We start from the raw sequence: 14851 nt of genomic DNA on the forward strand, positions 1-14851 counted from the left end.
TACATCGGCAAGCTCGTGCAAGGTTTTTGAGAGGTTTTACACTTTTTCTTTGCACTTTAGCAGACTTGATCTCGCTTGAAAACTAGGCACTGTAAACCTTTGCTGCTTTTTTCAGCAAACCCTAGTTACTCAAGCTGACATATTTGCTGCTGAACCTGAAGGAAGATTTATCCGGGGAGAAGCTATTCGTAATTTAGAGGAGCATCGAATCCATCGTTGGCAAGTGCTTATTGCCGGTGCTGGTCAAATGGAAGAAACCAATTTATTTGGACGCTCCATCATTGCGGATGAACGCTTAATCGGTAAAATCGTTAGTCCACATATTCTGCGGCTATCCCCGGTTGATGATTTAGATACAGCTCTATACACATACGCTTTCCTTTGTTCAAAAATTGGCATCAGGATGGTTCATTCTTGTGCGTATGGATCTTCTGTCCCTAGCATCAGTAGCGACTTATTACTAGCTCTACCAATACCCTTAGCTGATGACACCACGTTAAAAAAAATTGCTGACTTGATTCGTATCACTGTTAATGAGCGAGAACGATATGTGCGAGAGGCTCAATTTGGTCGATTGTGTTTAGAAGCATTGCCAGAGATGCAAGAGGCGATCGCCATGTGCCAAGAGAGAAGGGCGCGTTGTGCTCTTTGGGATGGTGAACTGCCTACAATGACGGGATGGACTTATGCTTCTACTGGCAGGGCATTATCTTATTTGAGAAAGAGATGGACCGCTAGGCTAGGTGATTTTATTCAGCCTGGAGGATTGCTATATGGTCCTAGATCTTCTCGTACTCGTTGTCAACCTCCATACGGTATTGACTTTTGGTCACAACGTGACCTCCATTTAATCCGACCAATACCATTCAGAATTCCGACACCAAAACAGCAAGATTCAGGCTTACTTGTACCAGAAAATACATTGCTGATCGCAAGCCGTGGTCAATTTACTGAAGGGGCATTATTTGGCAAAGTGACCATCGCCACAGCAGAAATGGCTAAAGTTGCAATTACTGGAGATGCAGTCCGATTACACATACTCCCAGAGTATGCCCTTCAGCTTTATGCTTTCTTGTCTACTTCAATAGGCTTGCGTCTTTTGAGAACTTCTGCGGTTGGGAATAGCATTCCTATGATGCGGTTAGACCTAGTGAAGAATTTACCAGTTCCTACACTTGACTCATCGATAGCACAACAAGTCAACACTCACGTCAAGAATGCGCTGGAAGCTCGTGTCACAGCAGCCAATGCCGAAAAAGAGGCAGTTCGGATCATTGAAGAGGAGGTGTTACCTGAATGGCTCGCATAATTGATAGCCCTCCAGGGGGAACACCACCCAATAAGTTTGAGCAATCGGTGCTAGACACCTTTCAGCGGCAATTGCCCAAGCAATACTATCTTTTGCCCAACTTCATTTTGAAGCAGGGACCAGAACGCAACGCCTACGAAATGGATATTGTGGTGCTGGCTCCCCATGCCATTTATGTGGTGGAGTGTAAAGAATGGTACGGGCGGCTCACGGGGGATGATTGGGAATGGTTGCTCAACGATCGTCATGCCTTTGGCAAACCAATGGATTTGCTAGAGATCAAATGTAAGGTTCTGAAATCCTTTCTAGGCGCACCTGCCCAACGAGCCAGAGTTTCCCCGCTTTATGTGCTGCCCGATGCCACTCGAATTCAAATTACCGGAGGCTGGAAACAACATTGCCTGACGCTGAGCCAATCCCTTAAATTCCTGCAAGAACCAGCACGCATTGGGGTCACGAGCGCGAGCCTTTCCCAGAGCGATCAGCAAACCTTGGTTCGCATTATTCAGGGATCTTGGGGTAAGCGCATCCGTGCCCCTCGAAAAAAAGTCGGCAGCTATAACCTGGTTGACATGCTTCACGAAGAAGAAGGCGGAGCCAAGACCTACCTGGCTCACCATGCCCTGATTACCGACAACAGCAAATATCGAGTGCGAATCTGGAACCTCTCGCCCCAGCTTTCAGAAGCCGAATCTAAAGAACGACTAAATGTCATTCGTCGCCCCACAGAAGCAGTTGCCCAAATTGGCTCCCATCCTAACCTGCTGCGGGTGCTGCAATTTGATGAATTGCCGAATGAATTTGGCTTTTATGAAGTCACCGAATGGTCTGAATTTGGCACCCTCCACGGCTATTTGAATAATTCCTCTCGCCCTCAACTGACTGTCCGGGAACGGTTGGAAATCGCCGCCGGAATTGCCAACGCGCTGGTGGCAGTCCATGCAAAAACCATTGTCCATCGCAACATCTGTCCAGAAACCATCCTGATCGGCTTTGATCTAAAACCCCATCTGACGGATTTCGATCGGGCTTATCTCAAACGGGGTAGCGCTGCTACTGTCTTTGCTGCCACCAAGACCCGCAACGAAGCCTATCTCCCGCCCGAATTGGCAGATCCGGTTGATTATGATTTCAGTACCAAGTCCGATATGTATTGCTTTGGGGTGCTCCTCTACGAGCTGCTCGTAGGCAATCCACCTTTTGCTAAATCTGAGGAAGCGATCGCCGCTTCAGGCGTACCGCCCCAGCTTCCATCCGATGTGCGCGGCAACGTGCCCCCCGAAATTGATCAACTGGTTCTCGATCTGCTCCGTGTTGATGATTTTAATGCCCGTCCTACGGCTCAGGATGCACTGGATATGCTGAATCAGGTGCTGCAAGGCACAACAGCGGTGAGCATCCCTTCCACCGAATCGACGCAAGAGCCAGAACCCATTTCTTTTACCGAAGGCAGCATTATTGCCAGCTACTACAAAGTTGAGTCTAGGCTGGGGGAAGGCAGCTTCTCAACCGTTTATAAAGTACAGCACGTCGTTCAGGGCAAATACTACGCCATGAAGGTGTTGAAAGATCAGGGACAAGCAGAAGTCATGTTCCAGGAGTTTGGGACAGGGGATATGTTGCCTCAACATAAAAATATTGCTGCGATTAAATGGCTCTCCCGCCTTCCACCTCCCGACAATACCCCGTATATTCTCTCCGAATTCATTGATGGTGAGCCGCTGACTCCTTACTGTGATGGCTCCAAAATTCTGCCGCTTTCGGAAATTCAGCGGATTGTCTTGGCTTTGCTGGATGCTTTAGATGCTATCCACCCTAAAACTGACCGGATTAATCAGCTTAAGAAAAAAACGCTGACGGCTGATGAGGCGGATGAGTTGGAGTTGCTCAGGCAGAGCGGCATTCTACATCGAGACATCAAGCCCCAAAATATCCTGCTGGATCAGCGCAGCAATCCCAAACTGATTGACTTTAATATTGCTGTTGTGGCTGAAAATGCAGTCGGGCGGGGCGGCACTCCTCGCTATTGGGCACCCGATCGGGGACAACCGGAGTGGGAACCCAGTGCTGATCTCTTCTCGCTGGGTGTAGTGCTGTACGAATTAGTCACCCATCGTCACCCGTATGCCAACAACACACCAGGCAATGGGACTCCCTACGATCCAAGGCAAATCGCACCCGAAATTAGCATTAGCCAGGAATTTGCTGATTTTCTCCTAAAAGCTGTCAAGCCCGCTCGCAACCAACGATTTCAGACTGCCGCACAGATGCGGGAAGCCCTGCAACAACTCCCCATCCTCCATGCAGCAACCTTACCTGTTCCAAGTACTAACTTTGCTGACCTGAACCTGGAATCGGATGAAGTTGGACGACCCGACTACAATCCCTACGTGACTCGGTTGCTCACGCTTTATAGTCAGGCGCGACGCTCCAATGCTGGCACCAGAGGGCTAGATGATATTGCCCGTCTCACCTACGTTCAAACTAAATTGGATACGGCTCTGACTCCAGCCATTTTAGATGGACAGTTCCGGCTCGTCATTGTGACAGGCAATGCGGGAGATGGCAAAACCGCTTTTCTTCAGCAGTTGGAAGCCCGGTTTGAACAGGAAGGTGCAACCCTAGACCGTCTTTCCTCTGGTAATGGGGCTGAATGGATTTATGACGGCATCACCTATGCGTCTAATTACGATGGATCGCAGGATGAAGGCAGCATCGAAAATGATGCGGTACTTGCTAATTTTTTGGTGCCCTTTAAGGGAAATTCTCTGGCGGGTTTGTCAAAACAGCACGCCCGTATTATTGCAATCAACGAAGGTCGCCTGCGCGATTTCCTAGACCATTCCCCACTCCGCAATAAGTTTGAAGGATTGCGCCGTGCCGTACTGGGGTTTTTCCTGAATGGGCAAAATCCACCCAAGGGAATGCTGGTCGTCAATTTGAATTTGAGAGCGATCGCGGCAGGTGGATCAGGCTCCTTAATGGAGCAGCAATTGCAAGCGATGCTCAAACCAGAGATTTGGGCACCGTGTGAAGCGTGTAGTCTCAAACAGCGGTGTCCTTTGAAGGCAAATGCTGACACCTTGAGTGATACGTCTTCAGGTCCGTTGGTCAGAGCCAGAATTCGACGGTTGTTTGAAGTGGTTCATCTCCGCCGTCAACAGCACGTTACGATGCGAGATTTGCGTTCTGCTTTGTCCTATCTGCTGCTACGTGATCACGGTTGTGAGGATGTTGCCCGGATTCTGGGTTCAGAAGATGCCACCGAAGTATTGATTCGTCTTTCCTACACAGAAGCCTTTGCCCAGCAAGATAACTCCGCTTTCAACCAGTCCGGAATTCAGGTTACAGAAGATCGCCTGGTGCGGCTGTTGCGAGAGGCAGATGTTGGGCAAGTCGATACTCCTGACCTTGATCGAAAATTGGCGTTTGATCCTGAAACTGCGGTTCCCTGGCTAATCTTTGAGGGGAGAAGCCTGTACGTGGACGAGGTGTTTACTGCTCTACGAAATCGCACCCCCAGTTCGACGGAGACTGATGATTTAGTTGCGCTCCTGTATGGACAACGGCAATTGTTGCGATCGCTGCGACGACGAGTTTATTTCGAGCGTCGGGATGAAGGTTGGCGTAAAATGCTGCCCTATCAAGCGTTAGAACTATTGGAAGGAGTTACCCTTGCAGATCTACAGGCACAAACGACTGAACAACGAGAACGGCTCAAGGATTGTATTGTTGAGGCTATTTCCCTATTAGAAGGAGTTCGCCATCCTATTGTCCGTCGGCAGTTTATTTGTCTTCGTGCGTCCCAAGTACGAAACGCCTCTGCTCTTAGCTTTCGCCTATTTCCCAAATCTCGATTTGCTTTGCACGTAGAGGATCGATCGTCGGTTATGCCTTATTTAGAAGTTGCCCCAGATACAGTAACTCTCCGGTCGAACGATGCTGAAATTGGTCAGGTTTCACTGCGGCTTTCCTTAGATTTATTAGAAATGCTAGAAATGGTTCGACACGGTTATCGCCCTAATACAAACGATATGGGTGGGCTGTTTGTCAATCTGGTCATCTTCCGTAATGCCTTGTTGCACTTACCTTACACCTCAGTGCTTGTGACTGAGGATGACGAGCATTTTTATCAAATTAGTGCCAATTCATCTGCTTCGGGTCAGGTTTCCTTGCAGATTGAGCCGCGTGATATTGAAAATGTGGGAGGAACGCCATGAAATTGCGTACAGAAGATCAGGAGTTCCGTAACCCTAAAGTGTTTTATCCAGATCCTAAAGCTGTGGAGCTTGATCGGGTATTGGTCAACCTGTTTATTCTGCTGCGATGCAATGGTTCCCGTCCCGCGTCCCGATCTCGCCCTCCAGCAAATTTCGATCGGGTTCGACATCACCGTGAGAAGCTTGCTCAAAGTCCTAATAACCAGGGTTTTGAAGAATATGCTGCTGTGGCTCAGGCATGGCTGGAAAGCGATGTATTCGACGTAGTGAATCGGGGTAAGGGTGCAGATACAGAAGTGATCGCCTCTTTGCGTCCGTTACATATTGATGCTGCCAAGATTCGGATTGCGCAACGGTGTCGGGATTACTTTGTTGCTGACCACCTATACGCCTGTCTCGCTCACGGGGAACAAAAAACCGTCAGTGAACTAAAAGAATATCTTGATCGGGGGCGAGATCCAGGCAGCGGGCAATATGACAAAACAACCCGACTTGATCTGGAGACTCTCACGGTTCTTAAGCTAGTTGAGGATTTAGGAGATCTCCATTCTTCAGGCAACCCAGTCGCCGAATATCCGCCGGTTTGCATTGGTCAGGCAAGAGTCTTGTGTGATGATGTTCAGCGGTTGTTAGTGTATCGAGATGTAGTACCGCGAGCGGTGATGATTGAGTACCTGAAGGCGGTTTTGGGACTGCATACAGGGCTATATACGCTGAGGCTGGCTCGTCAATTAGCTGGATGGACTCAAGATAAACAATCTCATGAGGCTTGCCGCAATTGTCCAGTTTATGGCAACCTTAAACAACCATTCAGGGAGTGTCCTTATAATCAGCGTTTTGTAGTGGACATGGGAAACGACTTCCGCTCCCGTATGGCTCGTTTGGCTCAGGATAGTGCAGCAGCAGAGTATGGACGGTTAACAGAATTGATTCGCTCAATTTTTGTTGTCAATCAACTCCTTCGATATGCCAATAGTAAAGGCTTATCCTCAAAAGATTCGCCTGCTGAGGTGATGAGTATTCTTGCTGATCCTCCAGCCTCCTTTGATGGTTTCTTTGAAGCACTGCTCGATCAAATCCGGAGTGAAAATACCCGTGGGGAAGAGCAAATGAAACCGGAGGAAATAGCAATTTTTAACCTCGAATTGTCTCCCTTTGAGCGCTACATCGAATTGGTTAGCCATGTTCGGCATCGCGCTCACCGAGATTATTTGATTCAGATGCTCGATAAACTCTTTCAGAAAAACGGCGAGTATGGTGTTCTTGTTCAAGGTAAAAGTAAGACTAATCCTCGACGATGGCACTTTGGGGCACGGATACTCGAAGTTTTTGTCCAACTGGCTGTTCTTCAGTGGGAAGAAGAAGGAGGTCGTAAAAAGTACTACACTGAGCCGATTTTGATTGATACCTTTGTTCAATGGTTGGAGCAGCGGTATGGCTTTGTGTTGGCAGGAACAAGTGATCCAGATGGTTCACCTACCCTAGCTGAGCATTCCGCTTTCCGAGAAAATATCCGGCAATTAAAACGTCAATTACGTGAAATTGGGTTCTTTGACGATTTAAGTGATGCTTTCAATGCCCAGACTATTCGCCCTCGATATACTATCGACCAACGCATTGCGCCATGACTCTATCTCTAACACTTCAACCCATTGCTCCATCTGCTCTAGATGAGTTAGTCGCTGACGAATGTCTACCTGTATTACAGGATGCATTATCTCAAGCAGGCACATTTCATCGTTTGCGGGTTACAGACTTACCCTCAAGGGTAATTCATCGCCTTTGCACAGATCTCCAGGATAATGATCGTTGGGTAGTGCGATCGCTCACAAATGATCAATCCGTACATCCCTATGAGGCTTCTGCAACGAAGCTAATTGAGCTTCGTAATAGTGAAGAGCGTCCATTATTAGTCTTTTTGCCGACAGGACTTCGCACGGCTGCTGAAGACTCTTTAGATATTGCTACATTTCAGCAAATTCAACTTAATGCTATTCCAGAGAAAGTAGTAGCCAGTTTAATTGCTAAGCTGCCGGAATCAATCCGAAAACCTGTTATTGAAGCTTTGAAGCTACTGCGAGAGCGGCGAGTAATTCGGGATGAAGACACGGTCGCGCGCTACTTACTGACTGTCCTCAATAATGGTGGAACACCAGAGGCAGCTGGAGGAGCACTATTCGTCTTGGGATTGGTTCCAGATTTTGGATTATTTTCCCACTCTGCCCAATTGGTTCAATGGTTGACTCGTAATGAAAAAGCGGTCAGCACGTTACAAGAATTACGCCATCCCTTACAAGAGCGTATTTCTCAACTTCGACTTCAGCCTGGAAGCATTCAACCACGACTATTTTCCTATTTGCGCGATCGCATGGTTGGTATTGAAAGCATGTGGATGGCGGATATTGCCCTTAAACCCTCTTGGTATGATTTGTCATTTAACCAGTGGCCCTTTGAGGATAGTGGTAACACAGACGAGGTTCGCATCGTTCTTGATCCGCTTGCACTGCCTAAACAGGCTCCTGATAGATTTGCAGAGACCATCTCCTTACCCGTACTGGATCTCGACAGCAATATTACTTTGAAGGTATCCTTTCGCTCAATTCCGGGACCCAGCGATGTGGAAGCCTGGAAGACGTATCGGCTTCAAATTCTTTCACCCACTGATGACGTGCCTACTCTTCTGTGGGAGTCAAACAGCCTTCAAAAGCCGAAGAAGAATGCCAAGGTTAACCGAACCATCAAAGCATCAGATCTCCGCAATGTCTTGGCAGAAGGAACTTATTTTCTTCGTGTTGAAGCTTATGGAGCAGATGGGGCGGTGCTGACTAAACAAATGAATATTGACCCATCTCAAGCCACTGAGCGCAAAGAAAATGAATCTGAAAATTTTTTAGTGGTGTTTGGAAGCACTGTGGTTGATCCACCCGATGAACCGCGCGCTGTATTTGTAAACTCACTGATGGATTGTTACTTTGGGCTTCGAGGTAAAGCGCTGCTTACACAGAGCAAAACTAAAGAAGAATCGCCAAAACTCGAGTTATTAACTGGTGAATGGGATACTCCTGGTACTGGTGCTACTCGATCGGAGGTGTTTTTTGAGTTATCTACGACAGGGGCTGCCGGAAGAACAGTCCGAATGCCAGGATTGCTTAGAAAAATAGAGCTTACTATTCTTGAAAATCCTCAGAACCTTCGAGGATATCACTTGAATCTCCGCAATGCTCGTACTGTTGCTGATATTGCCGTAGAGAACCGTAGTAGAGATAACCAAGTCGATTTAACTGGGTTTGATAAGTTCTTGGTAGCAAGGGAAGCAGCTTTTCAGAGCATTAACCAACAACATCAGAAACGTCGATTAGCCAGTAAGCCAGAAATGTGCGTTGGTATTGTAGAAATTTGTGATTTGCTAGCAATAGAAAAGGAAATCTTTGCTTACGCTGAGGCGTTTCTTCAGCTATCAGCAGTAGTTCTGCAAGAACCAGATAGCCGCTCTCGAGCTGGCAGGCTTGAGTTGCTTGCCCATCTTGACACCATAGAATTGCGTTGGCACTCTAATGCATCTGATCCAGGAAAAGGGTTGATTATTGGGCCTACCCATCCACTTCGCTTGCTCTGGCATCTTCAACATGCACGCTATCGGGAATCAACAATCGAGGCAGTTTTGCAGCGCACTCAAGAAGTGCTAGATCCCGTTTATCTATTGCAAACCCTTGAAAATAGTATTCTTCCGACTAATTTGCCTTCTGTAATGTTCGATCATCGAGGTCGTCCTTACATCGAGCAAGACTTGTTGACTCCGTTCTGGACACTGCTATTGCCAGCAGATCAGAACGGACATCGAAGTGATATTAGCTTAATCCGAATGCAAGTTCGGACGTTTCTTGGAATTCGTCGTACTGCTATGCGATTGGGGGAAGTGGAACCCAAAACGCTTGCTGAGCGAATTTTTGATTATCTGCAACGTCATCCCTATGTTGAGCAGTTGCGGATAAATGTTTTCAATCCAGGCGATGGTGAACGTATTGCCCAAATGTTGCGTGAGGTAGAGAAACTTCGACAAGGATTACCGAAAGGTCTTCGTCAATATCAGCCAGAACTGCGTTATGCCGTTCATCTGCTGACCTCGCCAGAACATATCAATCGTGCAGGGGAAGCACTTGATGCACTTCTCGATCCTGAGCGCCATGTTGCTGAAGACGATGAATTCACGATCGGTTCCTTCAGCCATTTGCAACCCAAATTACTCATTTCTCGTAGTACTTTGGAAGAGTTCTTGCGCCGCCCCTTCGATTTCACGGCTCACGTCTCAATTCTACTGGAGCAATTTCGAGTAGATGGTCGCTTGGGAGAAACCAGCCGTTTTGACCGAGGTTCATTTGTGCATGGACTGGTTAATGAAGCAGAAACTCAATTGGAAACTTCTGGTGGTTCATCCTATGGCTGGATTCGTGGCTTGCGCGCGGATATGCCAAACTTGTCTGATGCATGCGATCGCCTTTTGGTCGAAACCATTCGCTTGAGCCAGCGGCTTCAAGCAGCGGTTGCCGGTGGTGATGGAATAAGCAGTAGCCCAGTCATTGCGCTTCGGTTAGACAGCATTGATCAGGGGCTTATTCGTGCTATTCATGATATTAGTGATCAAGTGCTTACCATCGATCGCAATTTAGGACTGGATTACTTTGATAGTGCCAGTACTAAACTTGATACCGGATATCTTCTAGACTTTTCACCTGGATTTATTCGTGGGGATGGAGAGCGTCTACTGCTTACTACACGCTGTACTGAGGAGCTAATTGCTCTAGTTCAACCAGCAATTCGGGTAGCAGGACTTGAATTGTCAGTAGGGCAGGAACAGTTTGTGCTGGAGACTTTACGTTCCATTTCCGGTAAGTTAGCGCTTCGGCTATTTAGTGGATTAAATGCAACACGAGAAGTTCTGGGGTTATTACTTGCTCGACTCCTGCTAGAGCAAGCCGAACTTCTGAATGATCGAATCATTATTCCTATAGATGCACATCAGGAATGGTTTGCAGAAACAGATACGAATATTTCACGAAGTCGGGCTGATCTTCTTGTTGTGGCACTAGATGCTCTTACTCGCACTATAGATATTACAGTTGTTGAAGTGAAGCTGCGAAGTACGCTTGCAGCGAGCGATCGTGTCCAGCTTTATGCAGAAATGCGAGAGCAATCTGATAACACAGTTCAAAGATTACGTAGACTTTTCGACCCTGATTTCTTATCTCACCCACGAGCAGATTTCCTTATTCGATGCAAAGAATTTTTCTCGCTACTGAGCTTTTATATTGGACGTTCACTTCGCTACGATCTACTTTCTCAGGACGAAGTAATCCGTGCTCAACCCTTCATTTCGTCACTAGAAGAAGGATATCATCTTAACTTCAGAACTCGCGGTATTGTTTACACTCAAGAGACATCTGGTCATCACGTTGACGAAGATGAAATTGGCTTTCCTGTTCATCGTTTTGGACCCAATACAGCAGCACTATTGCTTAATCCAACTGCTGCTAATCTAACTTCGCCTGAAGTAGATATATCGTCAATTGATAGTGGATCAGATTTGCCTTCCATATCTACTAATACTCTTTCAGATGCAGAAGTAGACAGTCTCCGTAGTTTCTTTGATGCCCCTAAGCGCGATCGTTCCCAAAATAGCGTCAATACATTTGATAGCCTTGAGGATTTAACGGGTCTAGGAGAAGATGTTTCTCCCCTAACTACAGTGAAGGCAACATCAGATGAGACATTTTTTGAACTTTCTACGGATTCACCAGTTGAAAGCATTGCTGCTGAAATTCCTACAGTAGTTCCTGTAGCAGAGGAGCTGAGCATAACAGAAATAGTTTCACAAGTCGAAGTACTTCAACCAGATTTAGAAGCAGAAACCTCAAGTTTTCGACCCGATATTTTGCTTGGGAGCACAGAAATGACTCCTCAATACGGGTTGTTAGGTCGGTTCGCAAATGCTCGTATAGCAGTTGATCTAACAGGATGTAATACGATTAGTTTGTTTGGAGTACAGGGATTTGGGAAATCCTACACTCTTGGAGTTATTGCTGAAATGGGTGCTCAATCTATGCCTGGAATCAATACTCTAATGACTCCTCTGGCAACCGTCATTTTTCACTATCACAAATCGGATACTTACGAACCAGAATTTCTTGCCGCCATTGCCCCCAATAACAAAACTCGTGAGGTTCAAAGGCTTCAATCTGAATATCAAGCTCAACCAGCAGGGCTACGAGATCTTATACTTCTTGTCCCGGAGTCCAAGCTAGAACAGCGTCGGCAGGAGTATCCAAGTATTGAAGTGCAACCCATCAAATTTAGTTCAGCAGAACTTGGAGCTGACAGCTGGAAGTTTCTTCTGGGAGCTTTTGGTAATGATTCGCTTTACGTACGACAACTAGTTGCAATCATGCGTCGCTACCGCGATCGTCTAACACTAGGTAGGCTTCGTCAAGAGATCGAAGAAGCTGAACTCTCTCCTGCTACACGACGGCTCGCTGAAGATCGAATCGGGCTTGCTGAGCCGTATATCGATGATCAAGCTAACCTTCGTAACCTTTTAAAACCCGGACGAACAATAATTGTTGATTTGCGTGACGAGTGGCTTGAGAAAGAGGATGCCCTTGGGTTATTTGTAGTCATCATGAAGACATTCTCACAAGCAAAATATATGGGGAAAGACTTCAACAAAATGATGGTCTTTGACGAAGCTCACAAATACATCACTGAATCAGAATTGATTGGACAAGTTGTAGAGATTATCCGCGAGATGCGCCATCAAGCTACAAGTGTAGTAATTGCTAGCCAAGATCCGCTCTCAGTACCTCGTTCTGTGATTGAGTTGACATCTCTCCTGGTTCTCCATCGTATGACCTCTCCGCAATGGCTCAAGCACCTCAAAGGTGCGATTTCTGCGTTAGATAATGTCACAGAGAATCAAGTTTCTGCCCTGGTTCCAGGTGAAGCCCTGGTTTGGGCACAACGTAGTACTGACCCAAGATTTACCCAACGCCCTCAGAAGATCCAAATTAGACCTCGCGTTACTCGGCATGGTGGAGGAACTAAAACTGCTGTAGAGGGAGCAACATTAAGATAACTTTCTAACACTGGAGCAGTCTTGTGGTCTAGAAATAATTTTTCTATCAAACTAAGATTGGTATTTGGATAGTAAACAAGCTTCCTTTGCCAACCTCAGATTTAATGTGGATGTTTCCATGATGAGCTTCCACGATTTGATGAGATAAATAAAGACCCAGCCCATTTCCTCGACGTTGATGATTCCCCTGTCTAAATCGCTCAAACAGAAACTCCTGCTCCTCTGGAGCGATACCAATTCCTGTATCTTCTACTTCCAAGATGATAGAACTATTTTCTGGAGAATCACAGGTCATATATCGTAGGCGAAGCTCCACTAAGCCAGCATCGGTGTAGCGAATGGCATTACCGATCAAGTTAGTCAGTAAGCGGCGAAGCTCCAAGCGATCGCCCCTCACCCACAAGGATGTTTCGTCAGTGGCTCCTACTAAGGTTAGGTTCAACGCTAAGCCTTTAGTCATAGCCAGAGGAGTTAGTTCTCTAACAACACTTTGGCTTAATTCCCAGAGGTCAACCTTATGAAAGTGAAGATTTTTGCACCCTGCTTCATACTGATAAATCTCCAGAAGAGTATCTACCATCTCTAGCAAAGTTTGGTTGCTTTGAACAACCTGCTCTAAAGAATCCCGCATTTCGGGCAACGTTTTACCAAAAGTACCTCGACGTAACAAATGCAGCATATGGTCTGCTGCAATGAGCGGGGTTCGTAGATCGTGAGTCAGGCTAGCGATGAAGTCTTCATGCTGTTGATTAATCCTGATTTGCTCATCGATACTGTGTTTCAGTTTTAACATCGACTGGATTCTGGCAAATAGCTCTCGCTTTTTTACTGTAGGACGGATGACATCATTTGCGCCCAGTGCTAAGCCCTTAACCACACTGGCATGATTGTGATCTGCTACCAGCATGATTGGGAAAAAGGGTAGTTCAGCATTCCGTCGAATTCGTCGGGTCACTTCGTAACCGTCTATATCAGCAGTGGCTGTATCCAGTAGTAATAAATCAGGTGGAAATTGTTCAAGCTGAATCAGTGCGTCTACTCCGCTATGGGCGCTGTCTACTTGATACCCCCGTTTCCTGAGCAGCGATCGCATAGGACGAAAGATATTAGGAAGGGCATTCACCAGCAGAATGCGTTTTGCTCCCGATGAAGCAAACCTGGTCGTTGGGTTTAAAGGTTTTGAGAGCATATTTTATCCAACGCTTTATTTGTCGGTTGTCGGTGAGACTTACGGCAAACTGGCGATGCCCCTGTGCTTCTAACTTGCTCTAAGCCTGCTTGGTACAGGCTTCCTTAGCCTTCATCCCAGGGAAATAAAAACGTACAAGAGAAAGAAGCAAACCTCTGTAGAGGGAACAGCAATGTAAAGAAATCAGTCTAGCGAATTTAGCAAAACTTTGCGTCTTGTCAATGCCGCTTTTTATCTAGGGTTCGCATCTATCTGCCTTTAGGAGTAGTCACGATCGGGTGAATGGTGGAAACGATGCGAATTGCAATTGTCGAGGATCACAGCCTGACCCGAACCGGGATTCGCAGCTCTCTGAATGAACAGCAGGATATCACTGTTGTAGGAGATGCTGAGACGGGGGTTGCAGGGTTAAAGCTACTTCAAGAAACGAAACCTGACCTGGCGATCGTAGACATCGGTTTGCCAGATATTGATGGGGTAGAGGTCGTGCAAAGGTTTCGGAATGCTCTCCCTCCAGGGTCAGATGTTCAAACCCGATTTATCATGTTAACTTCCTACACTCAGGAAAGAATGGTGCTGGCGGCTTTTGCAGCAGGGGCTGATTCATATTGTGTCAAAAATACTAAGTTTGAATTGCTGCTGGAAGCCATCCATATGACCTTTGAGGGACAGTCTTGGATTGATCCGGCGATCGCCCGCATTGTCCTCAAGCACGCTAGGCAATCTGCATCGCCACCATCAAGTACGAATGAACCTCAAACTGTAACCATCAATGCCCTGGATTCGGAGCAAGCTACCATTCTGGAGGCTGATCCTCTAACGAAAAAAGAGTTGGAGGTGCTGGAACTGATGGTTCAGGGCTACACCAATAACCAAATTGCTCAGCAACTCTATATGAGTCTTGGCACGGTTAAAGTTCATATTCGTAGTATCCTCAGTAAACTGTGTGCCAGCGATCGCACTCAAGCTGCGGTACTGGCAATGCGAGCAGGGCTGATCGAATAAAA

The 14851-nt window shown here is 46.8% G+C and carries 6 protein-coding genes; 5 read left to right on the top strand and 1 reads right to left on the bottom strand.

Annotation, left to right across the window (positions count from 1 at the left end; genetic code table 11):
• Nucleotides 1-247 precede the first annotated feature (247 nt).
• From ACQ4M4_RS14820 to ACQ4M4_RS14835, 4 genes are read left to right on the top strand one after another with little or no spacing between them, the layout of a single operon-like run.
• On the top strand, nucleotides 248-1309 hold the full coding sequence (locus ACQ4M4_RS14820; RefSeq protein WP_430685274.1) for a hypothetical protein: 1062 nt from the start codon (nucleotides 248-250) through the stop codon (nucleotides 1307-1309).
• Entirely contained in the window at nucleotides 1297-5529 is a 4233-nt protein-coding gene (gene mads6 / locus ACQ4M4_RS14825) for a methylation-associated defense system protein kinase MAD6 (RefSeq protein ID WP_430685275.1), read from the top strand. Before ACQ4M4_RS14820 ends, mads6 begins: the two co-directional genes overlap by 13 nt.
• Nucleotides 5526-7157, top strand: coding sequence for a methylation-associated defense system protein MAD7 (gene mads7, locus ACQ4M4_RS14830; protein ID WP_430685276.1), 1632 nt, complete (start codon nucleotides 5526-5528; stop codon nucleotides 7155-7157). Before mads6 ends, mads7 begins: the two co-directional genes overlap by 4 nt.
• Nucleotides 7154-12655, top strand: a complete 5502-nt coding sequence (locus tag ACQ4M4_RS14835) for an ATP-binding protein (RefSeq protein ID WP_430685277.1) — start codon at nucleotides 7154-7156, stop codon at nucleotides 12653-12655. Before mads7 ends, ACQ4M4_RS14835 begins: the two co-directional genes overlap by 4 nt.
• Nucleotides 12656-12701: 46 nt before the next feature.
• On the opposite strand, the gene ACQ4M4_RS14840 is transcribed toward ACQ4M4_RS14835, so the two are convergent.
• Nucleotides 12702-13844, bottom strand: a complete 1143-nt coding sequence (locus tag ACQ4M4_RS14840) for a hybrid sensor histidine kinase/response regulator (RefSeq protein ID WP_430685278.1) — start codon at nucleotides 13842-13844, stop codon at nucleotides 12702-12704.
• 294 nt (nucleotides 13845-14138) lie between these two features.
• On the opposite strand from ACQ4M4_RS14840, the gene ACQ4M4_RS14845 reads away from it, so the two are divergent.
• Nucleotides 14139-14849, top strand: coding sequence for a response regulator (locus ACQ4M4_RS14845; protein WP_430685279.1), 711 nt, complete (start codon nucleotides 14139-14141; stop codon nucleotides 14847-14849).
• The last annotated feature ends 2 nt before the right edge of the window (nucleotides 14850-14851 follow it).

Source organism: Leptolyngbya sp. AN02str (assembly GCF_050565595.1).
Taxonomy (GTDB): domain Bacteria; phylum Cyanobacteriota; class Cyanobacteriia; order Elainellales; family Elainellaceae; genus Kaiparowitsia.

Bases quoted from the DNA above. Each gene is read 5' to 3' on its own strand.
- ACQ4M4_RS14820 (WP_430685274.1), top strand. From the start codon at position 248: ATGGAAGAAACCAATTTATTTGGACGCTCCATCATTGCGGATGAACGC.
- mads6 (WP_430685275.1), top strand. From the start codon at position 1,297: ATGGCTCGCATAATTGATAGCCCTCCAGGGGGAACACCACCCAATAAG.
- mads7 (WP_430685276.1), top strand. From the start codon at position 5,526: ATGAAATTGCGTACAGAAGATCAGGAGTTCCGTAACCCTAAAGTGTTT.
- ACQ4M4_RS14835 (WP_430685277.1), top strand. From the start codon at position 7,154: ATGACTCTATCTCTAACACTTCAACCCATTGCTCCATCTGCTCTAGAT.
- ACQ4M4_RS14840 (WP_430685278.1), bottom strand. From the start codon at position 13,844: ATGCTCTCAAAACCTTTAAACCCAACGACCAGGTTTGCTTCATCGGGA.
- ACQ4M4_RS14845 (WP_430685279.1), top strand. From the start codon at position 14,139: ATGCGAATTGCAATTGTCGAGGATCACAGCCTGACCCGAACCGGGATT.